Annotated in this window: 19 protein-coding genes; 7 read left to right on the top strand and 12 right to left on the bottom strand. The window is 61.2% G+C overall.

The window, feature by feature from the left end:
• Positions 1-85 precede the first annotated feature (85 nt).
• Together CAF74_RS19295 and CAF74_RS19290 are read right to left on the bottom strand one after the other, a co-directional pair.
• Positions 86-904, bottom strand: a complete 819-nt coding sequence (locus tag CAF74_RS19295) for an alpha/beta fold hydrolase (protein ID WP_218189660.1) — start codon at positions 902-904, stop codon at positions 86-88.
• Between the two features lie 345 nt (positions 905-1,249).
• Positions 1,250-3,430, bottom strand: coding sequence for a TonB-dependent siderophore receptor (locus CAF74_RS19290; RefSeq protein ID WP_085747377.1), 2,181 nt, complete (start codon positions 3,428-3,430; stop codon positions 1,250-1,252).
• Positions 3,431-3,834: 404 nt separating this feature from the next.
• Between CAF74_RS19290 and CAF74_RS19285 the strand changes: the two genes are divergently transcribed.
• The gene (locus CAF74_RS19285; protein WP_085747376.1) at positions 3,835-4,275 is read left to right on the top strand and encodes a hypothetical protein; all 441 of its coding nucleotides are present in this window, start codon (positions 3,835-3,837) and stop codon (positions 4,273-4,275) included.
• A gap of 124 nt (positions 4,276-4,399) precedes the next feature.
• On the opposite strand, the gene CAF74_RS19280 is transcribed toward CAF74_RS19285, so the two are convergent.
• Entirely contained in the window at positions 4,400-4,819 is a 420-nt protein-coding gene (locus tag CAF74_RS19280; protein ID WP_085747375.1) for an organic hydroperoxide resistance protein, read from the bottom strand.
• A 263-nt stretch (positions 4,820-5,082) separates the two neighbouring features.
• Between CAF74_RS19280 and CAF74_RS19275 the strand changes: the two genes are divergently transcribed.
• Entirely contained in the window at positions 5,083-6,873 is a 1,791-nt protein-coding gene (locus CAF74_RS19275; RefSeq protein WP_085747374.1) for a thiamine pyrophosphate-requiring protein, read from the top strand.
• A gap of 70 nt (positions 6,874-6,943) precedes the next feature.
• Here the strand turns inward: CAF74_RS19275 and CAF74_RS19270 are convergent, their stop codons facing one another.
• From CAF74_RS19270 to CAF74_RS19255, 4 genes are all read right to left on the bottom strand, one after another.
• Positions 6,944-8,296 carry a cytochrome c gene (locus tag CAF74_RS19270; protein WP_085747373.1) on the bottom strand — a complete coding sequence of 451 codons (1,353 nt, stop codon included), beginning with the start codon at positions 8,294-8,296 and terminating at the stop codon, positions 6,944-6,946.
• Positions 8,297-8,313: 17 nt separating this feature from the next.
• Positions 8,314-10,563, bottom strand: coding sequence for a molybdopterin cofactor-binding domain-containing protein (locus CAF74_RS19265; protein WP_085747372.1), 2,250 nt, complete (start codon positions 10,561-10,563; stop codon positions 8,314-8,316).
• The gene (locus CAF74_RS19260) at positions 10,563-11,018 is read right to left on the bottom strand and encodes a (2Fe-2S)-binding protein (protein ID WP_085611777.1); all 456 of its coding nucleotides are present in this window, start codon (positions 11,016-11,018) and stop codon (positions 10,563-10,565) included. Before CAF74_RS19260 ends, CAF74_RS19265 begins: the two co-directional genes overlap by 1 nt.
• Before the next feature lie 78 nt (positions 11,019-11,096).
• The gene (locus tag CAF74_RS19255; protein ID WP_085747371.1) at positions 11,097-12,029 is read right to left on the bottom strand and encodes an AraC family transcriptional regulator; all 933 of its coding nucleotides are present in this window, start codon (positions 12,027-12,029) and stop codon (positions 11,097-11,099) included.
• A 229-nt stretch (positions 12,030-12,258) separates the two neighbouring features.
• Here CAF74_RS19255 and CAF74_RS19250 point away from each other — a divergent pair, with 229 nt between their 5' ends.
• Positions 12,259-13,467: an MFS transporter gene (locus tag CAF74_RS19250; RefSeq protein WP_085747370.1), complete on the top strand. Its 1,209-nt coding sequence runs from the start codon at positions 12,259-12,261 to the stop codon at positions 13,465-13,467.
• Between the two features lie 188 nt (positions 13,468-13,655).
• Here CAF74_RS19250 and CAF74_RS19245 read toward each other — a convergent pair whose 3' ends face one another.
• From CAF74_RS19245 to CAF74_RS19230, 4 genes are all read right to left on the bottom strand, one after another.
• Positions 13,656-14,654 (bottom strand): NADP-dependent oxidoreductase, encoded by a 999-nt coding sequence (locus CAF74_RS19245; protein WP_085747369.1) that lies wholly within the window; start codon positions 14,652-14,654, stop codon positions 13,656-13,658.
• Positions 14,655-14,721: 67 nt separating this feature from the next.
• Entirely contained in the window at positions 14,722-15,591 is an 870-nt protein-coding gene (locus tag CAF74_RS19240) for an alpha/beta fold hydrolase (RefSeq protein WP_085747368.1), read from the bottom strand.
• A gap of 82 nt (positions 15,592-15,673) precedes the next feature.
• On the bottom strand, positions 15,674-16,462 hold the full coding sequence (locus CAF74_RS19235) for an SDR family oxidoreductase (RefSeq protein ID WP_085747367.1): 789 nt from the start codon (positions 16,460-16,462) through the stop codon (positions 15,674-15,676).
• 39 nt (positions 16,463-16,501) lie between these two features.
• Positions 16,502-17,602, bottom strand: coding sequence for an alkene reductase (locus CAF74_RS19230; RefSeq protein WP_085747366.1), 1,101 nt, complete (start codon positions 17,600-17,602; stop codon positions 16,502-16,504).
• A 149-nt stretch (positions 17,603-17,751) separates the two neighbouring features.
• Between CAF74_RS19230 and CAF74_RS19225 the strand changes: the two genes are divergently transcribed.
• Positions 17,752-18,348 (top strand): TetR/AcrR family transcriptional regulator, encoded by a 597-nt coding sequence (locus CAF74_RS19225; protein ID WP_173940207.1) that lies wholly within the window; start codon positions 17,752-17,754, stop codon positions 18,346-18,348.
• Positions 18,349-18,471: 123 nt separating this feature from the next.
• Positions 18,472-19,092 carry a TetR/AcrR family transcriptional regulator gene (locus CAF74_RS19220; protein ID WP_085747364.1) on the top strand — a complete coding sequence of 207 codons (621 nt, stop codon included), beginning with the start codon at positions 18,472-18,474 and terminating at the stop codon, positions 19,090-19,092.
• Between the two features lie 25 nt (positions 19,093-19,117).
• Here CAF74_RS19220 and CAF74_RS19215 read toward each other — a convergent pair whose 3' ends face one another.
• On the bottom strand, positions 19,118-20,578 hold the full coding sequence (locus CAF74_RS19215; protein ID WP_085747363.1) for an efflux transporter outer membrane subunit: 1,461 nt from the start codon (positions 20,576-20,578) through the stop codon (positions 19,118-19,120).
• Positions 20,579-20,768: 190 nt separating this feature from the next.
• Between CAF74_RS19215 and CAF74_RS19210 the strand changes: the two genes are divergently transcribed.
• On the top strand, positions 20,769-21,878 hold the full coding sequence (locus tag CAF74_RS19210; protein ID WP_085747362.1) for an efflux RND transporter periplasmic adaptor subunit: 1,110 nt from the start codon (positions 20,769-20,771) through the stop codon (positions 21,876-21,878).
• Entirely contained in the window at positions 21,875-24,964 is a 3,090-nt protein-coding gene (locus CAF74_RS19205; RefSeq protein WP_085747361.1) for an efflux RND transporter permease subunit, read from the top strand. Before CAF74_RS19210 ends, CAF74_RS19205 begins: the two co-directional genes overlap by 4 nt.
• Positions 24,965-25,052: the final 88 nt, after the last annotated feature.

Here is a 25,052-nt window from a genome sequence, read left to right as displayed (position 1 = left end):
CCCAATAGAAAAGCTCCGACTCGATCGGAGCTTTTCTTTTCAGGGGGCTGTACGTGGCTTGTCGTGAGGGCGCGGCCCTGGAACCTCATGCATTGATAAACGCCAGAAGATCCGCGTTGATGGTGTCGCCGTTTGTGGTGCACATGCCATGGGGCTGGCCGGGGTAGGTTTTCAGCGTACCGTGCTTGAGCAATTTGATTGAGAGGTGAGCCGAATTGGTGATCGGCACGATCTGGTCATCTTCACCGTGCAGCACCAGGGTCGGCACATCGATGTTTTTCAGGTCATCGGTGAAGTCGGTTTCGGAGAACGCGCTGATGCAGTCGTACTGCGCCTTGATCCCGCCGTTCATGCCCTGACGCCACCAGTTTTCGACGATCGCCTCAGACACTTTCGCGCCAGGGCGATTGAAGCCGTAAAACGGGCCGCTCGGGAAGTCTCGATAAAACTGGCTGCGATTCTGCGCGAGTGCCTTGCGCAACCCGTCAAATACCTCCATCGGCAGGCCACCAGGATTTTTTGCGGTGCGCAGCATGATGGGCGCTACAGCGCCGATCAGCACGGCCTTGGCCACCCGGCCGCGACCATGCCGCGCCACGTAGCGCGCCACTTCACCGCCGCCGGTGGAGTGGCCGATGTGCACGGCGTTGCGGATGTTCAGGTGCGCCATCAACTCGGCAACGTCGGCGGCGTAGGTGTCCATTGCGTTGCCCATGGCCGTTTGCGAGGAGCGACCATGACCACGTCGATCATGGGCGATGACGCGAAAGCCCTTGTTGAGGAAGAACAGCATTTGCGTGTCCCAGTCATCACTCGAAAGGGGCCAGCCGTGGTGGAAAACGATCGGCTGGCCGTGGCCCCAGTCCTTGTAGAAAATCTGCGTGCCATCCTTGACGGTGAACATTCCCGAGCCACTGCCGTTGCCCGCGCTTTTGCTGACCCCTGACGCGGATGCTGGTGTCTGCTGTGTCGCCAGCGCCGGCAATGCCACCGCCAGGGTTGCGGCCATGGCGCCCGTCGTGATCAAGCCACGACGGGTGGTTCCGTTTTTCTCGTCAGTCATTTCGAACACCCATTGAGTTAAAGAAGTTGCACAGGCGGCGCAAGGCTGCAGCCCTGGCCGAAGGCAATCTTTGGGCAAAGGGGTACGACTGACCACCAGACATGGGTTTTTGAAATTAACGCTTTGGTATGTAGGGCATGAAGGGGGGCATGTTGGCGGGGTGGCGCGTCCCTGCGCCTGGACAAGTCAGAAGGTGTACTTGGCCGTCAGCATCATGTTGCGCGGCGTGCCATAGCTGTCGCCGCCGTAGCTGACGGAGTTGGCGATGGTGGAGTAGTACTTGCGGTCGAAGATGTTGTTGGCGTTGAGTTGCAGGTCGAGGTTGTCATTGACCCGGTAGCCGGCCATCAGGTCGGTCACGGCGTAAGCGCCTTGCTTGAGGCGGTAGTTGCCGCCATCGAGCAGTTCGATGTCGTTGTACATGCGGCTCTGCCAGGAGATGTTGCCGCCCACACGCAGTTTTTCCAGCGGGCCCTGGAAGTTATAGCGGGTGGTGAGCTTGAACAGGTGCTCCGGGGTGTCGGTGTCGAACTGCTTGTTGACGTTCTGCGGGTTCGCCTCGTCTTTGATGGTGTGCGTGCGGGCGTAGGTGTAGCCGCCGCCGATCTGCCAGTTGTCGGTGAGCGCGCCTTGCAGCTCGAGGTCGATACCCTGGCTGCGGATCTCGCCGGAGGCGTCATAGCAGGAAGACTGCGGGCAGTTCGGCACGAACACCTGCACCGCGCGGTTTTCCTGATCGACACGGAACACGGCGAGGCTGGCATTCAGCGCGCCGCCCAGGTATTCGCCCTTGATGCCGACCTCGTAGTTCTTGCCCACGATCGGCTTGACCGGGTTACCGGAGGTGCCCTTGTTGCTCTGCGGGGTGAAGATGTCGCTGTAGCTGGCGTACACCGAATGATGGTCGTCCAGCTCGTAGATCAGGCCGGCATAGCGGGTGACGTTGCGGGTGACTTTGTAATCGCCGTCGCCATCGCGGTTGTCGTTGTCGTAGTCGTACCAGTCCAGACGCCCGCCGAGGATCAGCTTCAATGGGTCGGCCAGGCTCAGGCGGGTGGTCAGGTACACGCCGTCCTGAGTGGTGACTTCACGTGTGTTGTTGGTGTGGACGAAGTCCGGCTTGCCGGCGTTGATCGGCCAGTTGGTGTCGTACGGCGAGTAGTTGTGGGTGGTCAGGTCGTAGATGCGTTTGCTGGCGCCGACCACCAGTTCATGGCTGCGTCCGAAGGCTTCGAACGGGCCGCTGAAGAAGGCGTCGAGACCTGCCTGGTTTTCATCGGCCTTGGACTGGTAAACCGTGCGGGCCAGGGTGTCGTTGACCCAGCGCGACTGGTACGAGCCGGAGAACAGCGCGTTCTGCTCGGAATAGTTGGCGTTGACCTGCAGCTTCCAGTCGTTGGCCAGTTGCTGACGGATCTCGGCGAAGACGGTGTTGATTTCCTGATCCTTGTCCTCCCAGGAAGTGCCGGGGTTATACGAGCGCGGCAGATCAAGGTGATGGCCGTCGAGGCCGATCATCGACGAGCCCCAGAAGTAGTTGGTCCTGTCCTTCTGGTGCGAGAAACCGAGGGTCAGGGTGGTGTCGTCGCTCAGATCGGCTTCGGTGACGGCGTAGAACAGGTTGTGTTGCTCGTCGACGTCATCGATGAAGCTGTTGGCGTCGTGGTAGGACGTGACCACCCGGCCGCGCAGGGTGCCGCTGTCGTTGAGCGGGCTCGAAGCATCGAGCTCGCCGCGATAGTTGTCCCAGGTTCCGGCGGCGCCGGTCAGGGTGACGCGCTGCTCGGCCAATGGCCGTTTGCGCACCAGGTTGATCGCCGCCGAAGGGTTGCCGGCACCGGTGACCAGACCGGTCGCGCCCCGAACGACTTCAACCCGATCAAACATCGCCAGATTCGGCTGGGATCCGACGTTCACGCCGTCGTAGCCGCTTGGAATGCCGTCGTACATCAGGTTGTCGATGTTGAAACCCCGGGCTTTGTAGGCCTGTCGGCCGGGGCCGTTGGAGTAGTCGAGGAACAGCCCCGGCGTGGCGTTGACCACGTCGTTGATGCTGGTCATCGCCTGATCGTCCATGCGCTGACGGGTGATGACAGTGACGGCTTGCGGTGTTTCGCGCAGGGTCAGCGGCAGTTTGGTGGCGGTGGCCATGGTGCCGGTGGTGTACGACTCCGAGCCTTCGGTGGTACTGCCCAGTTGGGTGGATGTGATTGCAGTCGCGCCGAGTTCGAGGGTGGCGGGTGGGGCAGCGTCTTGCACCTCGCGGGTTTCATCGGCCAGCGCCGGGGTCATGACGGCCATGCAGATAGCCATGGACAGGAGGTTGCGTGACGGGGTGAAACGACTCTGCGAGATGGGACGCGACATTGAGGCTTCCTGATTTTAAATAGCAAACAAAGAGTAGTTGAGAATCATTGCCAATAATTGTGTCAGGGTTTTTTACCGCAACAAAGCGCTTCGTGAAAAAAATGTGAAATTGCGCAATGGGAGAGGGCGGTAGGCTTGAGTCATTACCGAACCGCTCAAGCACGGACGTTGCAGCACAGCCAACCGAAAAGCCGTTTATCAGCTTCCTATGCAATCCAGCAGGTTGGCGTCTACTTTTGTGGCCGGGTCAGCCAAATGACAGGCGAAATTCTGAAGTCATTGAAGCGAATTCGAACTGGCCCCGTGACGTTGATTTCAGGATGGATCTTGAATGAGGCGCGGAGCGTCGCTCCGGCGATGCGTAACGGAAACCCGCGCCTTTGAACTCGTTAAGGAGAACGCAGATGGCAATCAGCCGAGTCACCGAAACAACCGATAAAACAGCGCTGGTGCAAGCCGAGGTGTACCGCTGGTACAACCTCTTTTTCCCGTGGTCGCGCGGCGTGGCTTCCCAGTCGGAAGAGGCGATCAAGCCTTTGTACGATGCCCTGGCGAATGATTTCCGGGTGGTGCTCACGGACGGTCAGATCATGGACCGCGAGAACTACTGGGAACGCCTTTGGGGGCTGCACGGCAAACGTGCCGGAAGCCCCGAATCACACATCATCAATCTCTCGATCACGCCACTTCCCGGTGACTGCTTCCTGACGGTTTTCGACCTGGTCAAGAACGGGATCACCAAGAAGAAAGTCGACTCGGCGCTGATGCGCCTCGACCCGGATTCGCCATCGGGAATCTCGTGGATTTACGTCCACGAAAGCGAGCACGAGACGTCGTTTGCGTAAATCGTTGAATGACCGTTTCGCTCCTCTGGTTGTTTGAACCGGAGGAACGGCATCGCTCCAACCCTGTAAAAAGAACCGCCCGAAGCCGTGCATCGGGCGGTTTGTCGGATCAAACAGGGCTGATTCAGATCAGCCGCAGGGTGACGTCGATGTTGCCGCGAGTGGCCTTTGAGTAAGGGCAGGTCTGATGCGCAGCGTCCACCAGCGCCTGAGCGACCGAAGGCTCCAGCCCCGGCAGGCTGACACTCAAGCGCGCCTGAAGAAAGAATGCATCGCCGGCCTTGCCCAGATCGATTTCGGTTTCGACCGCCACCTCCGCCGGAAGCCTGATCTTCTGTGCCGCGGCTGCCTTGCCCATGGCGCCGATGAAGCAGGCCGACCAACCGGCTGCCAACAGCTGTTCGGGATTGGTGCCGCTGCCATTTGAACCGGGTGGCGAGAGCTTGATGTCCAGGTTGCCGTCCGAACTGCGCGATGCGCCATCGCGCCCGCCGGTGGTGCGGGTCTTGCCGGTGTACAGCACGGTGTCGAGTTGATTGATCATGGAAATACCTGCCTGAGTGATGGGGGATGTCGGACAGTGAAGGTTCCGATGGCTCACACTTTTGCATTGGCATGTACCCGGGATGTGTCGTGCAGCGGAGTTTTTGTATCGCTCTGTAGCCTGTATCGGCGTGGGAGGGATCAAGGGCGCAACTAATCGAAACTTCGCCGTCCGACGGGCTGTCCAGACCTTTACATCTCCCGAGCGTGTCGTGGATGTCGGCGCACCGGGATGTCATACGCAATGAAAAGATGAGGTCGGACATGACGGTGACAGTGGGTGATTTTCTGGTCGAGCGCCTGAGCCAATGGGGTGTGACACGAATTTTTGGTTATCCCGGCGACGGTATCAACGGCGTCTTCGGTGCGTTGAGCCGGGCAGGTGGCAAGATCGAGTTCGTCCAGGCGCGTCACGAGGAAATGGCGGCGTTCATGGCGTCCGCCCATGCCAAATTCACTGGTGAACTGGGTGTGTGCATCGCGACATCCGGCCCCGGCGCCTCGCACCTGATCACCGGACTTTACGACGCTCGGCTGGACCACATGCCGGTGCTGGCGATTGTCGGGCAGCAGGCGCGCACGGCACTGGGCAGCCATTATCAGCAGGAGCTGGATCTGGTCTCGATGTTCAAGGACGTGGCCGGAGCATTCGTGCAGCAGGCTTCGGCACCTTCGCAGGTCCGGCACCTACTGGATCGCGCGGTACGCACGGCGGTCGGCGAACGCCGGGTGACGGCGCTGATATTGCCGAACGACTTGCAGGACATCGAGTACAAGGCCCCCGCGCGGGCCCATGGCACCGCGCATTCCGGGATCGGTTACAGCAAGCCGAAGGTGCTGCCTTACGACGCGGATCTGCAACGTGCCGCCGACGTGCTGAATGCAGGGGAGAAGGTGGCGATTCTGGTGGGTGCCGGAGCGCTGCAAGCCAGCGAGCAAGTGTTTGCGATTGCCGAGAAACTGGGCGCCGGAGTGGCAAAGGCGCTGCTCGGTAAAGCGGTGTTGCCGGACGAGTTGCCCTGGGTCACGGGCTGCATCGGTCTGCTCGGTACAGAGCCGAGCTACAAACTGATGACGGAGTGCGACACCCTGCTGATGATCGGATCGGGGTTTCCCTATGCCGAATTCCTGCCGAAGGAGGGGCAGGCGCGCGGGGTCCAGATCGATTTGCAGCCCGACATGCTAAGTCTGCGCTACCCGATGGAAGTCAATCTGGTTGGCGATGCAGCCGAGACCCTCGCGGCACTGGCACCGTTGCTCGAACACAAGCCGCTGCGCAAGTGGCGTAAAAAGATCGAAGGCTGGCGGGCGAGCTGGGATAAAACCCTTGAGAAGCGCGCCATGGCCAAGGCCGATCCGGTTAACCCACAACGGGTGGTGTACGAGTTGTCCCCGCGGTTACCCGAGCAGGCCATCATCACCAGCGACTCCGGTTCTTGCGCCAACTGGTTCGCCCGTGACCTGAAAATCCGCAAGGGCATGAAGTGCTCGCTTTCCGGTGGCCTGGCCTCGATGGGAGCCGCCGTGCCCTACGCGATCGCGGCGAAGTTCGCTTTCCCGCAACGGCCGGTGATCGCCTTGGTCGGCGATGGCGCCATGCAGATGAACAACATGGCCGAACTGATAACGGTCGCCAAATACTGGCGGCAGTGGGACAGCCCGAAGTGGATCTGCGCCGTGTTCAACAACGAGGATTTGAATCAGGTCACCTGGGAGCAGCGCGTGATGGAGGGCGACCCGAAATTCACAGCGTCGCAAAGTATTCCGGATGTGCCTTACCACTTGTTCGCCATCTCCATCGGTCTCAAAGGCATTTTTGTCGATCGGGAAGAAGACGTCGCCGCTGCCTGGGAAAAGGCGTTCGCCTCGGAGGTGCCGGTCGTCATCGAATTCAAGACCGACCCGAACGTGCCGCCGCTGCCTCCGCATATCAAGCTGGAACAGGCGAAGAAATTCGCCACTACCCTGCTCAAGGGCGACCCGGACGAAGCGGGTGTCATCGTGCAAACGGCTAAACAGGTATTGGGGGCGGTATTGCCCGGTAAGCCCAAATAAGCTTCAGCGTGGCGAGGATCGTCTCTGTCGTACTGCCCTTGGCTTCGAACCCGACCGCGTCCATTTCGTCTTAACGCATCTGCAGGATGATCGGACTGCTGCTGGCCGGATCGGTGTGCTCACGCAGTTTGCCAACCGTGTTCGCATCCACAGCGTTGCCGTGATTGCCCCAGGTGCTGCGCATAAAAGTCAGCACCTCGGCGATCTGCTGATCCGACAGCTGCTCACGGAAGGCCGGCATGCGATAGGCATCCGGTACGCCGGCCGCCACCACTCGTTGCGAACCATTCAGAGTGATGTTGATTGCCGAGGCACTTTCCTTGGCCAATGCCGAGGTGGCGCCCGCCAGCGGCGGCATCCATTGCGATTGACCCTTGCCGTCCAGACCGTGGCACGACGCACAGCGCGTCACGTAGGTCTGCGCACCGGGCGAGTCCAGACGTTGCGCTGCCGAAACCGCTTGATACTGCCAAGGTGCACCATCGCGTTCGCGATCACCGGGAAGCGACTTCAGGTAGTGGGCAATGGCCGTCAGATCGTCATCGCTCATGAACTGCGTGGAGTTGTTGAACGCCTCGGTCATCGAGCCGTAGACCACCGCGTGCTGGTTGCGACCGGTCTTGAGGAACTGCACGATCTCTTGCTCGCTCCAGCGGCCCAGTCCGGTGTTGTGATCATCACGCAGGCTCGGGGCGTACCAGCCATCGAGCAGGGCGCCGGCGAGGTATGGCTTGCCGGACTCATCCAGTGCCTTCTCGTTGAACGCCAGGCTGCGCGGCGTGTGGCAACTGCCGCAGTGCCCGGCGCCCTGCACGAGATAAGCACCGCGGTTCCATCGTTCATCCTGCGTCGGTTTGGTCACATAAGGTTCGGCGTCAACAAATACACCGTTCCACAGCGCAATCGGCCAACGCAGGTTCAGCGGAAACGGAATCGCACTGGGGATGTTCGCCTGTTTGACCGGCGCTACGCCTTTCATGAAAAACGCATACAGCGCTCGTACGTCTTCATCACTGAGCTTGGCGTAGGACGGGTAGGGCATCGCCGGGTACAGACGGCGACTGTCGGGGGCCACGCCGTGGCGAACGGCACGGTCGAAGTCCGCCAAGCTGTAGTGGCCGATGCCGGTTTCCGTGTCCGGGGTGATATTGGTCGCATGGATCGCGCCCAGCGGCGTGGCCATTTCCAGCCCACCGGCGAATGGCGCGCCGCCCGGCACGCTGTGACAGGCTACGCAATCGCTGAGCCTGGCGACGTATTCGCCACGGGCGACCAAAGCCGGGTCGATGTCGGCCACGGCGATCTGATGGTTCTCCAGGCGCGAGACTGGCTCGCGGGTGACGTACCAGGCCAGAAGGCCTGCCGCGAGCAGGCACGGCACCGCCAGCCAGCCAGCGGTTCTTGCGAATCGGCTGTTATTCATGAACGCTCCGGCGCTGATCAAGTGAAAGTATGTCGGCTCATGGGCAGGCTGCGCACCCGCTGACCGGTCAGCGCTGCCACCGCATTGGCGACAGCAGGCGCGACGGCAGGCAACGGCGGCTCACCGATGCCACCCATTTTTTCCCCGCTCTCGACCACGCGCACATGGACCCGTGCCATCCGCGCAGGCGGCAGGATCGGATACAAGTCGTAGTTGCGCGCCCGGGGTTTGCCATCAATCCACACGGCTTCTTCCACCAGCGTCTGCGACAGTCCCAGCGCCACGGCGCCATTGACCTGAGCCTCGACAATCGCCGGGTTGACGATGCTGCCCGGGTCAATCGCTTGCCAGATGTCATGCACCTTGACCTGGCCGTTCTCGATGGACACCTCGGCGATCACTGCCGTCTCCGTACCGAACGGCGAAGCCATGGCCACCCCTCGCGCACGTCGGCTGCCGTCCTCGGCAGTAAACGGGCCGCGCTTCCAGCCGCCCGACAGTTCACCCACCGCTTGCAGCAAGGTGGTCAACCGTTGGTTGTCGCGCAGCAAATGCAGGCGCAGGTCGAACGGGTCCTTGCCGCCCTTGTCGGCCAGTTCATCGAGGAACGACTCGTAGAAGAAGTCGTTGAGCGAATTACCCACCGAACGCCAGTAGCCGAGCATCGCCGGGCCTTTGACGTAGATCTGTGCGATGCGTTTGTTGGGGATCGCGTAGGACTTGCCCGACAAGCCTTCAAGCGCGGTCGGATCGAGCTTTTCACCTTGCTTGCCGGCGAGGGCTTCGGTCGGGCCTTCGGTGGCACTGATCGCTTCGATTGCCAGCGGCCAGCCGTCGTTGTCCAGCGCGGCGCGGAAATTCACCGCCGCCACCGGTCGAAGCACGTCACGCAGGAACTCTTCTTCGCGACTCCAGATCAGTTTGACCGGGCGCCCAACCGCTTTGGCCAGCGCGATGGCCTGAGGGTAGGGACTGGCCGAGTCGTAGAGGAAATGCCGACCGAAGAACCCGCCCAGCAGCGGCGAATGCAAGGTGATGCGTGACGGATCGAGCCCGGTGCGTTTGGCGATATCGGTGCGGAACATGTCCGGCGCCTGATTCGGCAGCCAGACCTCAAGCGAACCATCCGGATTGAATCGGGCCAGTGCTGAAGGCGGCTCCAGCTGTCCGTGGTTCAGGTATTGGTTGTGGTAAGTGGCGTCGATCCGGGTCTTGGACTCCTTGAGAATCGAAGCCACATCGCCTTCGTGTTCATCATCTCTGGCGGGGCTTTTATCTTCAGCGAGGCGCTTGAACCAGGCATCGCTGGAAAAGTCAGCGGGCATCGGCCGCACTTTGCTGTCGGCCGTCGGCTCTTGCCAGTCGACCTGGATCGCCTCGACGGCACGTTTGGCGTGCCACCAGCGCTCGGCGACCACCGCTACAGCGCCCGGCAGACGGTGCACGGAATGCACGCCTTTCATCGCCTTGACCTGGTCTTCGTTGCGCAGGTTGCCCACGGTCATCCCCAGGCGCGGGGCATGTTGAACGGCGGCATGCAGCATGTCGTCGACTTTCAGATCGATGCTGTACAGCGCCTTGCCCGTGGATTTGTCGTAAGCGTCGAGACGCTTCACCGGTTTGCCGATCCAGCGGAACTGGCTCGGATCACGCAGCTTCACCGAGGCCGGATCGGGTACCGGCAGATCCATCGCGCGCTCGGCCAGTTCACCGTAGGCCAGCGAGCGGCCCGACTTCGGATGGACCACCTTGCCAGGCTCGGTGCTCAACTCGCTCACCGGCACGCCCAGTTGCTGCGCGCCGGCCTGCAACAGCATGGCGCGGGCAAGGGCACCGAGGCGGCGCATGACCGGGTAACTCATGCGCACCGACATACTGCCGCCGGTGATGCGCATGCCGTTTTCCATCACCACATAGGCTTCGCCGGGCGGGGCGGCTTCGACCAGGAAGGTCGCCGGATCGGCATCCAGTTCTTCACCGACGATCTGCGCCATGGCGGTGAACGTGCCTTGTCCACCTTCCATGAACGGGCACAGCAGACGCACGCGGTTGTCCGGACGGATCTCGAGAAACGCCGGGACCTGCGTGCCGCGCTCGGCCGTCGTCGCCGCTGCAGCTTGCACCCATGTGGAACCGAGTGGGAGGCCGAAGCCGAGCACCAGCGCGCCGACGGCGGTACCGGTCAGGAAACGTCTGCGCGACACATTGATCGGTTCCTGCAGATCCAGGACTGAAGCGTGTTGTGAAGGGTCGATACGAACGTTCATCACGCGTCCCCCTTGCCGGCAAGTTCATGCACGGCGGCATGAATGGCGTTGTAAGTACCGCAGCGGCACAGATTGACCATCGCCGCCTCGATCTGCGCATCACTCGGTTTGGGGTTCTGCTTGAGCAGCGCGGTGGCAGCCATCACCTGCCCGGACTGGCAGTAGCCGCACTGGGCGACCTGCAGATCGACCCAGGTCGAGACGACTCGTTTGCCCACGTCATCGGTTTCGATGGCTTCAATGGTGGTGACCTCGCGGCCAACCACACCCGCCACCGGCGTGACGCACGAGCGCACGACGTTGCCGTCCACCAGCACCGAGCAGGCGCCGCATTGCGCCAGTCCGCAGCCGTACTTGGTGCCGGTCATGCCCAGATCATCGCGGATCACCCACAGCAAGGGCGTATCGGCGTCGGCATCGACCTGATAGGTCTTCTGGTTGATTCGTAGTTCCATGGTTCACCCGCTTGATCATCGGTTGACGTGCATTGTTATGAGCGGTGACACGCGGCGGGGCGAATCACCGGTTTTCGTTCAATTCGCGACTGTGCCGAGCGCTTCTGCCTCGAAGGGCTGCCCGCGCAAAAGGGCCATGTCACGACTCGGCGCGGTGCCGAACAGACGGCCGTATTCGCGGCTGAACTGCGAAGGACTTTCATAGCCGACCGCAAACGCCGCCCGCGACACGTCCAGGCGCTCGACCAGCATCAGCCGCCGGGCTTCGTTGAGCCGCAGCCATTTCTGGTACTGCAGCGGACTCATGCCGGTGAGCTGGCGGAAATGATGGTGAAAGGTCGGCGCACTCATCTGCACCCGCGCGGCCAGATCGTCGATGCGCAGGGCATCGGTGTAGTTGACCTTGAGCCAGTCAATGGCCTTGGCGATGCGATAACCCTGACCGTCGACGGCAGTGATCTGCCGCAGTCGCGGGCCTTGGTCGGTGTGGAGCAGCCGATAGTGGATTTCTCGCAGAATCAGCGGCGCCAGGACCGGGATCGCCTCGGGTTCATCGAGCAATGCCAGCAGGCGATCGAGCGCGTCCTCCAACGCTGACGACAGGCTGCCAATCGCAGCGCCCGTACCCGTTGATGGCTGGCGTTTCGCGGGCAAGCCGCTCTTGGTGATGACCTCGGCAAGCATGCTGACATCCAGCTTCAGCACGAAGCCGACACAGGGCCGCTCGGGACTGGCGAGCATTACTTCGGAGTTGGCGGGCAGGTCCAGCGACGTGACCAGAAACCGCGACGGGTCATAGCTGTAGCCCTCACCGCCGACCCACAAGCGCTTTTCGCCGCGACCCACGAGAATCAGGCTGGGTTCGATCATGCACACAACGGGGGGCGCCGGCTGGTCGCGACGAAACAGCGACAGCCCGGGTATCGAAGTGGCGAAGTCACCCGGTGCGTTCACACGCGGGTCGATGTGCCGTGCCAAAGGTGATTCCTGGGGCTGAGGGGTCGGGATCATGTGGGCTCACTCCTTTGACCGGACTCTAATGCGCGCGCGCGACGTTTCCTATCCATCACCCTGCATCGCCAGAGGATCAGGCAAGCATTCAAGAGGAATGCGCTAGGGAAGCACCGGACTGACCGGGAGAATGTGTCTATCTGTTACAGGGGCAGTGCCCGGACGGGCGACAAACTGTTTGCCCCTGCGCATCACACCCCTACGTTTTTTCGCACCACAGGTAGTTTTCATGACGTTACCTTCTACAAAACCTTCTAAAAGAACGGGCGGCTGGAGCGCCGTGCTGGCCATGTCGTTGGCCGCATTCGCTCTGGTCGCTTCCGAGTTCATGCCCGTCAGCCTGCTGACGCCGATTGCGGCAGACCTGCACATCACCGAAGGTCAGGCCGGGCAGGGGATTTCCGTGTCCGGTGCCTTTGCATTGATCACCAGTCTGTTGATCGCCTCGGTCGCCGCTCGCATCGAACGCAAGCAGCTTCTGCTGGGCCTGACCTTGTTGATGATCGTCTCCGGAACGGTCGTCGCGCTCGCCCCGGGCTACCCGTCCTTCATGTTCGGACGTGCGCTGATCGGGATTGCGATCGGTGGTTTCTGGTCACTGTCGGCGGCGACCGCAATGCGCCTGGTGAAGCCTGAACAGGTTTCCCGTGCGCTGGCCATCGTCAATGGCGGTAACGCATTGGCCACGGTCATCGCCGCTCCGGCGGGCAGCTTTCTCGGCTCGTTGATCGGCTGGCGCGGTGCATTCTTCTGTGTGGTTCCGGTCGCGGTGCTTGCCGCCGTGTGGCTGCTGATCAGCCTGCCGTCCTTCAAGGCCGAACGCCAGGCAGGTAGCGGCAACGTTCTGCGTCTGATGAAGCAATTGCCAGTGGCTTTGGGCATGGTCGCCGTCAGCGTCTTTTTCATGGGCCAGTTCATGCTGTTCACTTACCTGCGGCCGTTTCTCGAAGGGGTCACCGGTGTCAGTGTTTCAACATTGTCTTTGATGCTGCTGGGTCTGGGGCTGGCAGGCTTTATCGGCACCTTTCTGATCGAACGGTTTATGGGTCGCGGCCTCTACCGCACGCTGACCGCCATTCCGCTGATAATGGCGGTGATCGCGCTGGCGTTGGTCAGCTTCGGCAAATCGCCGGTGCTGACCGCCGTGTTGCTCGGACTCTGGGGGCTGGTCGCCACGGCCGCGCCGGTCGGCTGGTGGACATGGCTGGCGCAGACGCTCCCGGATGATGCGGAAGCCGGAGGCGGCTTGCTGGTGGCCATCGTCCAACTGGCGATCGCCGGCGGCGCAATCATTGGCGGTCTGGCCTTTGATTTGAGCGGCTACAAAGCCACCTTCGAGCTTAGCGCCGCTGTCCTGGTCGCCGCTTCCGTGCTGGCCTGGCTGGCCGGACGCAATGCCACGCAAATTCATCTTGTCGAGTCGAGCGCGACAGCCTGACGAGATCACCTGCAACCTTCCTTATGGCTCAAGCATCAAACTGCGCCAAACGATAACGGGCGGTTGAACCTGCACATCATCCGGTTGAAGCGCTTGCTGCTCCTCTGGCGAAATCACTTCGGCTGAGGGCCGCTCCAGCAGTAAAGGGTGTGCAGTGTCTACGTTCGATTCAGGAACAGGCGGCGTGGTCATTTGAGCGCAACAACGACCTTGCCCTTGGCGCGTCCCCGCTCAACGTACTTCAATGCCTCGGCCGTTGATTCAAAGGGGAAGGAGCGATCAACCACAGGTTTGATGATTCCGTCCTCAACGAGCGCGGTGATGCGTTGCAGTTGAGCGCCATTGGCCCGCATGAACACGAACGCATAGCTGACGTCCTGCTTGCGCGCTTTGCGACGAATGCCAAGGCTCAGCAGGCGCATGACTTGCTGCAATGGCCAGGACAATCCTTGCTCCCTCGCGAACTGCACAGTGGGTGGGCCCGAGATGGAAATGAGTTGGCCGCCGGGCTTGAGGACCTTGAGTGACTTCTCCAGCACGTCGGCGCCGAGGCTGTTAAGCACCACGTCGTAGTCTTGCAGCACATTTTCGAAGTTCTGCTGTGTGTAGTCGATCACCAGATCGGCCCCCAGCGCCTTGACCCATTCGACATTGGCGGTACTGGTGGTTGTGGCGACAAACGCACCGAGGTGTTTGGCAAGCTGAATGGCAATGCTGCCGACGCCGCCGGAACCCGCGTGAATCAGCACTTTCTGGCCCTTTTGCAGCCGGGCGGTTTCAACCAGTACTTGCCAGGCGGTCAGTGCAACCAAGGGCAGGGATGCGGCTTGCGCCATGTCGGTATTGGCGGGTTTCAGGGCAACCGCGTTTTCGTTCACGGCGATCAATTGGGCGAACGTCCCGATCCGCGCTTCGGGCGGGCGAGCGTATACCTCGTCTCCCGGTTTGAAGCGTGTCACCTGCGGGCCGACTTCAACCACGACACCCGCCAGGTCATTGCCCAATATCAACGGAAAGGCGTAGGGCAGGATCAGCTTGAACTCGCCTTTGCTGATCTTCGAATCCAGCACGTTGACACTGCTCGCATGGACCTCGATCAAGATGTCGTGGGCACCGACTGCAGGGGCGGGTGCTTCGCCAATGCGTCCGGGGTTCTTGCCATAGCCATCAATCAGAAATGCTTTCATCGTGGTGCGGCTCTTGCTGGTTGTACGGAGGGGAGTCGGTGGGTTGCGGTGTTGCTGCGTGACGTGATCAAGCATCGAGAAACGCCTGCGCCTTGGCCACAAAGTCGGCGTGATGCTGGAAAATCCCGCCATGCCCAGCATCCTCATAAATTACCAACTGTGCGTCGGGGATAAGCCTGGCCAGTTCAAACGAGTTAACGCTGGGCACCATGATGTCGTTGTCGCCGTTGACGACCAGTGTCGGTGTGCGCAAGCGTCCGAGCGCTTGCCGCGGTTGTCTGCCCCACGCCGTGATGGCTTTCAATTGCCGCAGGAAGGCGCGTGGAGTCGGGCCCTTGTCGCGATTGTTCTTGCGTGCCTTGAGACGTCTCAAATACTGCGAGGCAGACCGTCGTCCATTGGCCGACGAGGTGAAGAAAAGGTAGAACTTGGGATCGCGCAGGGTCAGCAAGCCTTTGAGGATCAATGGCCATGACACTGTGCCGACCTTGTCGATGCCGGTGCCGCCCGCCGGTCCAGTACCGGTCAGAATCAACCGGCGTAACAAGTCAGGCGCCTTGAGGGCAATGTCCTGAGCGACGAAACCTCCGAGGGAAAAACCGAGCACATCCACGGTTTTCAGCCCCAGCGCCCTGATCAGCTGGATGGCATCGTCGGCCATTTCACCCACCGTCAGTGGCGCGGTTCCACCCGAGTTGCCGATGCCGCGATAGTCGGTGGTGATGACGCGTCTGGTTTGCGCCAGGCCATCGATGATCGCGGGGTCGAAGTTGTCCAGCACCGCGCCCCAATGGTTGAACAGTACAAGCGGCACGCCGGTTGCGGGCCCGGTGTCGCGGTAGGCGAAGGGAATGCCGTTGACCGTGATCGACTGGTTCGCCGCGTCGATGAATGACGTCGGCGAACCCGAGCGGGAATTTGTCTGTATTGAACTCATTGTCACTCCGGCAAGCCAGCAGGATTCGATGCAGTGCCCTGTGCCTGCATCGAATCCGGCGCGAATGCTCGCTAGCAAAAAATCACTGTGGCGTCTGATAGCGCTGGGCAACCGCAGACTGACGGATTTGCCCCAGCAGGCCCTGACGTGCGCCCTGCAGTTCATCCCAGCGCTCGGCTTCGTGCAGCGGCGGGATGGTCACAGGTTCGCGACGATCAAAACCGACCAGTGCAGCATCCACCAGATCACCCACTTCCATGATTTCGCTCAGGGTGTTGATGTCGACGCCGGAGCGATCCCAGATTTCCGTGCGAGTGGCGGCGGGTAGCACGGCTTGCACATAGACGCCCTGCGGCGACAGTTCCAGGCTCAGGCCCTGGGACAGGAACAGCACGAAGGCCTTGGTCGCACCGTAGACGCTCATGCCGAACTCCGGCGCCAGGCCCACCACCGAACCGATGTTGATGATTGCGCCGTCGCCGGCCTTGGCCAGGCGTGGGGCGATGGCGCTGGCGAGCCGCACCAGCGCCGTGGTGTTGAGGGCAACCAGTTGCGCGACGCTGTCGGTGCTTTGGTCGACGAAGTGGCCGGACAGCGCGGCGCCGGCGTTATTGACGAGAATGCCGATGCGGGCGTCGTCGCGCAGGCGGCTTTCAACGGTGGTCAGATCGGCGAGTTGGGTCAGGTCCGCCGGGATCACATCGACGGCGACGTCGTGCTCGCTGCGCAGGCGCGCTGCCAGTGCGTCCAGGCGAGCCTGATCGCGGGCGACCAGTACCAGATCGTGACCACGTTTGGCGAAGCGTTCGGCATAGACGGCGCCAATGCCGGTGGAGGCGCCAGTGATGAGAACAGTAGGGCGAGTGCTCATGGGGTATCTCTCTTTCAGGAGGTGAGAAACGGAACGCGCTCAGCTTGCGCTGACGCTCGATTCAGCCAGCGTCGGGTAGTCGATGTAGCCCGCCGCGTCGCCGCCGTAGAGGGTGGCGGGATTGAACGCGGACAGCGGCGCACCCTGCTTGAGGCGCTCCACCAGATCCGGGTTGGCAATGAACGGGCGACCGAAGGCGATCAGATCGGCCTGGTCTTCGGCCAGCCGCGCAGTCGCCAGGTCCAGGTCATAGCCGTTGTTGGCGATATAGGTGTTTTTGAAGCGCTGGCGCAGGGCGTCGAAATTGAAGGGCGCCACGTCGCGCGGGCCGCCGGTCGCGCCTTCGACCACGTGCAGGTAAACCACGCCGAGGGCATCGAGTTGCTCGACGACGTAATTGAATTGCGCCTGCGGATCGCTGCTGGCCACGCCGTTGGCCGGCGACACGGGAGACAGACGCACACCGGTGCGATCTGCGCCGATCTCATTGACGACCGCCGCCGTCACTTCGAGCAACAGACGCGCACGGTTTTCAATCGAACCGCCGTAAGCGTCGGTGCGCAGATTGGCGTTGTCCTTGAGGAATTGATCCAGCAAATAGCCGTTTGCACCGTGAATCTCCACGCCGTCGAACCCGGCAGCGACCGCGTTGGCCGCGGCCTGGCGGAAATCGGAGACGATCCCCGGCAGTTCGTCGAGTTCCAGCGCGCGGGGTTCCGAGACGTCTTCAAAGCGGTTGTTGACGAACACTTTGGTCGCGGCACGCAGCGCAGAAGGGGCCACCGGTGCGGCGCCGTTTTCTTGCAGGTCAACGTGTGAGACGCGGCCGACATGCCACAGCTGCAGGAAGATTTTTCCGCCCTTGGCGTGGACGGCATCAGTGACTGTGCGCCAACCGTCAATCTGTGCCTGGGTGTAGATCCCGGGGGTGTCCTGATAACCCTGGCCCTGTCGGGAAATCTGCGTCGCTTCGCTGATCAGCAAACCGGCGCTGGCGCGCTGGCTGTAATAGACGGCCGCGAATTCGCTGGGGACAAAGCCCTGGCCTGCGCGGTTGCGTGTCAGCGGTGCGAGAACAACGCGGTTCGACAACGTGAGACTGCCTAGCGTGTAAGGGGTGAACAGAGTCTGTTTGGTCATCTGATGAATCTTCCGTGCCCGTTGATGGAGATCGGTGGGGTGTGAAATTAGGATGATGATCGAAATCTAAACTGTCAACGGTTTTGATTATGGCCGACATCTATGTATCATCGGACGCAGGAGTTACCGCTAAACGCGAGGTATTGCACGTGAGAGTGACCAAGGCCCAGGCGCAGGCCAATCGAGAACACATCGTTGAGACGGCCTCAGAGCTGTTCCGTGAGCGTGGCTTTGACGGCGTCGGTGTGGCGGATCTCATGGCGGCTGCCGGTTTCACCCATGGAGGCTTCTACAAGCACTTCGGCTCGAAGGCTGACCTGATGGCCGAAGCCTCGGCCTGCAGTCTTGGCAAATCGTTGACCGGCGCCCAGGCGCTCGACGTGCCCGGTTTCATCAACGTCTACGTGAATCGAGAACATCGCGACGGACGCGGCAGCGGTTGCACGATGGCCGCATTGTGTGGCGACGCGGCGCGTCAGTCGGATGATGTGAAAGCCACGTTTGCCGAAGGCATTGAACGCACCCTGCAAACTCTGGGGGAAAAATATCCGACAGGGCCGGATGCCGCGGAGGGTGAGGGGAGAAGGAAAATGATCGACTTGCTGTCGCGTGCGGTCGGTGCAATTGTCTTGTCACGCGCCTGTCCGGATGATTCCGCCTTGGCGGATGAAATCCTTGAGGTATGCCGCGCCGAAATGTTTGCTTCATTGCCGGTGTTGCCGGTCGATGAAGTGGAAACGCCGTAGAAGGGCCGATCCACCCTGTTCGATGACTTGAACGTCAGCCCGTTTCAGACAGCCGTTTTTCGTGAATATGTACTCTATTGGTCACGATTTGTAAGACCTCGACAGGGTGAGTAAGCTACGCCCATGAATCAGTCATCCCTATCTTCGTCCGGCCCACGTGGCCCAGTCGATCACGAGATTCGTGATCAGATTGTCGCGGCAGCCAATGAACACTTCAGCCAATACGGCTATGGCAAAACCACGGTGTCCGATCTGGCCAGGTCCATCGGTTTTTCCAAGGCGTACATCTATAAATTCTTTGATTCCAAACAGGCGATCGGCGAAGCGATCTGCTCGAATTGTCTGGGGCAAATGGTTGCAGCGGTCGAACAGGCTGTTAACGCAGAGGGGATTTCGCCGACCGAGCGTTTCCGTCGGCTGGTGAAGACCGTGATTGCCACGGGTGTGGACCTGTTCTTCAATGATCGCAAGCTCTACGACATCGCGGCATTCTCGGCAGCGGAGCGTTGGCCATGTGCTCAGGTGTATGAGGAGCAGATCAAGCGCTTTATCTTCGACATCGTGCGTGAAGGGCGAGAGCTCGGAGAGTTCGAGCGCAAGACGCCGCTGGACGAGACCGTCGAGGCGATTCATCTGGCCCTGCGTCCCTTCGTCAACCCGTTGTTGCTGCAGCACAATCTCGATTTTATCGAGGTAGCGCCCACGCTGACCTCCAACCTCATTCTGCGTAGCCTGATGCCCTGACCTGAAAGCGATCTGCTGGTGCTGCTCAGCGTGCCGCTACAGGTTGTGATTCAGTGGGTTGCCAGCCCCCGCCCAGCGACTTGAATACCGCCACCGCCGCACGGGCCGATTCGGTCCGCGCTTGCGCTCTGGCGTCGCAGGCCTGCAACAGTGTTTCGTCGGCGTGCAGGACATCGATCAGGCTGGCGGTGCCTTTTTCATAGGCGGTGAACGAGGACTGGCGAGCTTGAGTCAGCGCCGCTTCGCCGCCGGTAAGGGTGGTGGTCTGAGTTTGCCGATTCACCAGTGAGGACAGCGCGTTCTCTACATCTTCGGTGGCGCGCAGTACCGACTGGCGATAGGCGGCCAATGCTTCAGATTCCTGGCCTTTGGCCTGATCGATCCGGGCGTTGATGCGTCCGAAGTCGAATAGCCTCCAGCGCAGACCCAGGACAGCGCTCGACTGGCTCGCGCCGCTGGTGAAAAGATTGCCGCCGGAGACGGCAGTCGCGCTGCCGAGCAGGGCGCTGAGGGAAAATTTCGGGTAGTACTCGGCAATCGCTTCACCGATACGCGCGTTAGAGGCCGCAAGGCGGCGTTCGGCGACGATCAGGTCCGGTCTGCGCCGCAGCAGATCTGCCGGTGTGCCCAGCGCAGTCAGCGACGGCACATCGGGAATCTCGCCCTCACGTGCCAGTTGCGTGCGGTGAGTGCCGGGAGGCGTGCCGAGCAGCACGTCCATCGCATTCATGGCCGCCTCCAGACCGCTTTGCAGTACCGGAACGGTCGCCTGGACTTGCGACAACTCACCCTCGGCCTGGCGCACCTGATACTCCGCGGCCAGCCCTTTGCCGTAAAGCAACTGAACCTTCTCCAGCAATGCGCGCCGGGTGTCGACTTGCCGGTTGGCGATGTCCAGCCGCGCCTGTAATCCGCGCAGGGTGATGTAGATATCGGCCGTTTGCGCAGCGATTGCCAGCCTCGTCGCCGTGAAACCGGCTGCTGAGGCCTGATACTCAGCCAGTGCCGCCTCACGCCCGCGGCGCAGTCCGCCAAAGACATCGACTTCCCAGCCCGCCTCGAGATTGGCCTCGTAGGCATTGCCGTAACGGTCGTAGCCGGGTGTTGAATTCAAGACTTGGCCCAGTGGTGTCTCGACGGACTGATAAGCGCGTGCCGCCTGTGCGCTGATATTCGCCGAGGGCAGCAGTGCTGCATTGGCGGCGCCCAGACCGGCCCTGGCCTGGGTGACGCGCGCTGATGCCTGTGCAAGGTCCAGATTCTGCTGCAAGGCCTGGTCGATGAGGTTGCTCAGTAGCGGATCGTTAAAGCTTTCCCACCAGGCGGCAAGGCTGCCCGGTGTCGATCCTGATCGCGGTTCGACAGCAGACTGCCCGAGGTAATGATCTGAAAGCGGGGCGTCCGGACGATGGTAATCCGGACCCACCGCACAACCTGCCATGAGGCTGGCGGTCACCAAAAGAGCAATTGGGCGCAGGGGAGGCATCGGCGTTCCTTAACGAGATTTTCGTGACCATATTACGCAATGGTCACAACGTGTCAATTAAGGCTTGAAAAGGCAGTCACGGTATTAATGAAAAAAATGGAGCGTCGAATATCTCATGGAATGTGACTGTTGACGATATTGGTCACAAAGATGAGAATATGATGGTCATCCTATTTCAGTAAGTGAACCTATGCGCCGGCTTCGAATTTCCCCTATTGCCGCATGCCTGTTGCCACTCGCCCTGGCGGCGTGCGGTGATTCCTCATCCGTTGCAGACCCGCGCACACAGGCGCCTCTGGTCAGGTTCACCGCCGTTCAGGCTGCGGGCGACGGTTCCCGATCTTTTACGGGGGTGGTGACGGTGCGCATTCAGGGCGATCTGGGGTTTCGCGTTTCGGGCAAGGTGCTCGAGCGTCTGGTTGACACGGGGCAGAGCGTCAAACGCGGTCAGCCGCTGATGCGGCTCGACCCCATCGACCTGGGGTTGCAGGCACGCGCGCAGCAGGAGTCGGTCATCGCCGCACGGGCCCGGGCCAGGCAGACAGCCGATGACGAAGCCCGCTATCGCACTCTGGTCAGCGCCGGCGCCATTTCCGCATCGGCCTACGATCAGATCAAAGCCGCCGCAGATACCGCCAAGGCGCAACTCAGCGCCGCTGAAGCGCAAGCGGACGTTGCCCGCAACGCTTCCGGTTATGCGGTGCTGGTCGCCGATGCCGACGGCGTTGTGGTGGAAACACTCGCCGAACCCGGACAAGTCATCAGCCCTGGACAACCGGTGGTTCGGCTGGCGCGGGCAGGGCAGCGCGAGGCCATCGTGCACTTGCCCGAGACGTTGCGCCCCGCAGCAGGATCCACCGCGCAAGCCACGCTCTATGGCGACCCCTCGGGTGCTGTTACCGCGAAACTGAGGTTGCTTTCGGATTCGGCGGACCGCACGACGCGTACGTTCGAGGCGCGCTATGTACTGGAAGGCGCGTTGGCCAATGCGCCGATAGGTTCGACTGTCACCCTCAGAATCGCCGAGGGTTCGACACCTGCCGCATCCTTGCAAGTGCCCATCGCTGCGCTTTACGACGCCGGTAAAGGTCCTGGCGTGTGGGTCATCGCCGGTACACCGCCAACCGTGACCTGGCGACCGGTTCAGGTGTTGGGGTTGAGCGACGATTCGGCACGAGTCGCTGGCGATCTCCGGGTCGGCGAACAGATTGTGGCGCTGGGCGCTCACCTGTTGCGCGAAGGCGAAGCAGTAAGAATGCCCGTGCCTGATGCGGCGACCGTTGCCGGGAGTCGTCCATGAGCGAGGGACGATTCAACCTTTCTGCCATCGCCGTTCGCGAGCGTTCGATCACGGTCTTTCTGATTTTCCTGATCGCCGTTGCCGGCACCCTGGCATTCTTCCAGCTGGGGCGTGCTGAAGATCCTCCGTTTACGGTCAAGCAGTTGACCGTCATCACGGCGTGGCCGGGGGCGACCGCACAGGAGATGCAGGATCAGGTCGCGGAGCCACTGGAAAAACGCCTGCAAGAACTCAAATGGTACGACCGCTCGGAAACCTATACGCGGCCAGGGCTCGCCTTCACGATGGTCTCGTTGCTCGATAGCACGCCGCCCTCGCAAGTGCAGGAAGAGTTCTATCAGGCGCGTAAAAAACTCGACGATGAAGCGATCAAGTTGCCAGCGGGCGTCATCGGGCCGATGGTCAACGACGAGTATTCGGACGTGACCTTTGCGCTGTTCGCCCTGAAAGCCAAGGGCGAGCCGCAGCGTCTGCTGGTCCGCGATGCGGAGTCCATGCGCCAGCGCCTGTTGCATGTGCCGGGGGTGAAGAAGGTCAACATCATCGGCGAACAAGCCGAACGGATATTTGTTTCTTTCTCGCATGACCGGTTGGCGACCTTGGGCTTGTCACCGCAGGACATTTTCGCCGCGCTGAACAGTCAGAACGCACTGACCCCGGCCGGATCAATCGACACCAGCGGGCCACAGGTTTTTCTGCGCCTCGATGGTGCGTTCGACAAGCTGCAGAAAATCCGTGACACCCCTGTAGTCGTGCAAGGGCGGACACTCAAGCTGTCTGATGTGGCGACGGTCGAACGCGGTTACGAAGACCCGGCTACCTTCCTGGTGCGCAATAACGGCGAAGAGGCGCTGTTGCTCGGTGTGGTGATGCGTGAGGGCTGGAACGGTCTTGATCTGGGCAAGGCGCTGGATGCCGAGACCGTCAGGATCAACGAGGAAATGCCCTTGGGTATGACCCTCTCGAAAGTCACCGACCAGGCGGTGAATATCGACTCCGCCGTTGGCGAGTTCATGGTCAAGTTCTTTGTCGCGCTGCTGGTGGTCATGCTCGTCTGCTTTCTGAGCATGGGCTGGCGCGTTGGCGTGGTGGTCGCCGCTGCGGTGCCGTTGACCCTGGCGATCGTGTTTGTGGTGATGGCGGCCACCGGCAAAAACTTTGACCGTATTACCCTGGGGTCGTTGATTCTGGCGCTCGGGCTGCTGGTCGATGACGCGATCATTGCCATTGAAATGATGTTGGTGAAAATGGAGGAGGGCTACGATCGCATCAAGGCCTCTGCCTATGCCTGGAGCCATACGGCGGCGCCGATGCTGTCCGGAACCCTGGTGACGGCGATCGGTTTTTTGCCGAACGGTTTCGCTCAGTCCACGGCCGGCGAATACACCAGCAACATGTTCTGGATCGTGGGCATCGCTCTCATCGCTTCGTGGGTCGTGGCAGTGGCGTTCACCCCTTATCTGGGCGTGAAACTGTTGCCGGATATCAAGGCGGTGGAGGGTGGACATGCGGCGATCTACAACACGCCGCGATACAACCGCTTCCGCCGGGTTCTGACCCGGGTCATTGCCCGCAAATGGCTGGTCGCGGGCATGGTCATTGTGCTGTTCTTTGTGGCCGCTGCGGGTATGGGCTTGGTGAAGAAACAGTTCTTCCCGACCTCTGACCGTCCTGAAGTCATGATCGAAGTGCAAATGCCCTACGGCACTTCCATCGAGCAGACCAGCGCCACGGCCGCCAAGGTCGAAGCCTGGCTGCGCCAGCAGGATGAGGCAAAAATCGTCACGGCCTATATCGGCCAGGGTGCACCGCGTTTCTTCCTGGCGATGGCACCGGAACTGCCCGATCCGTCGTTCGCCAAGATCGTTGTACTGACCGACAGTCAGGAAGCACGGGAAACCCTCAAATTGCGTTTTCGTGACGCGGTGGCTCAAGGGCTCGCCCCGGAAGCGCGCCTCAGGGCATCGCAAATCGTATTTGGTCCTTATTCACCATTTCCGGTGGCCTACCGGGTGATGGGGCCTGATCCGGCAAAGTTGCGCGTGATCGCCGAGCAGGTGCGGGGTGTGATGCAGGACAGCCCGATGATGAGAACCGTGAATACCGATTGGGGGCCGCTGACTCCGTCGTTGCATTTCAACCTGGATCAGGATCGTCTGCAGGCAGTGGGGCTGACATCGACTGCGGTTGCACAGCAATTGCAGTTCCTGCTCAGCGGAGTACCGATCACGGCGGTGCGCGAGGATATTCGTTCAGTACAGGTCATGGGGCGGGCAGCGGGCGATGTCCGGCTCGATCCACAGCAAATCGAAGGCTTCACCTTGGTCGGAGCCTCGGGGCAGCGGGTCCCGTTGTCGCAGATCGGCGAGGTTGATGTACGCATGGAGGATCCGATCCTGCGCCGGCGTGATCGCACCCCGACCATCACCGTGCGCGGCGACATTGCCGAAGACTTGCAGCCACCGGACGTTTCCAGTGCGCTGCTGAAGCAACTGCAGCCGATCATCGAGAAGCTGCCTTCCGGTTACCGGATCGAGCAGGCGGGCGCGATTGAAGAGTCCGGCAAGGCCGGCAAGGCGATCCTGCCGTTGTTGCCGATCATGATCGCCATGACCCTGGTCATCCTCATTGTGCAGGTCCGTTCGATCTCGGCGATGATCATGGTGTTCCTGACCTCGCCGTTAGGCTTGATTGGCGTGGTGCCGACACTGCTCATCTTCAATCAGCCGTTTGGCATCAATGCGCTGGTCGGGTTGATTGCACTGTCGGGGATTCTGATGCGCAATACGCTGATTTTGATCGGCCAGATTCATCACAACGCGCAAGAAGGGCTGGATCCGTTCCACGCGGTCGTCGAAGCCACGGTGCAACGTGCGCGACCGGTACTGTTGACGGCCCTGGCGGCGATCCTGGCGTTTATTCCCCTGACACACTCGGTGTTCTGGGGGACGCTGGCCTATACCCTGATTGGCGGCACGCTCGTCGGCACCATCATGACGCTGGTGTTCCTGCCCGCGATGTACTCGATCTGGTTCAAAATCGGTCCTGACGCCAGGCCGCCGGCTGCAACAGTCAAACCGGAGTAGCCATCAGTGCTGAAAATCGAGGCCTGGGTTCACCTGGCAGATCGATGCAGACATTCATGTGATGTTTGCGCCTGCCGCCTTCGTTGGG

The sequence above is a fragment of the Pseudomonas sp. R45(2017) genome, from assembly GCF_002112305.1.
GTDB lineage: Bacteria > Pseudomonadota > Gammaproteobacteria > Pseudomonadales > Pseudomonadaceae > Aquipseudomonas > Aquipseudomonas paraglycinae.
The sequence above is the reverse complement of the archived record's forward strand: the minus strand, read 5'-3'. Positions and strand labels throughout refer to the sequence as shown.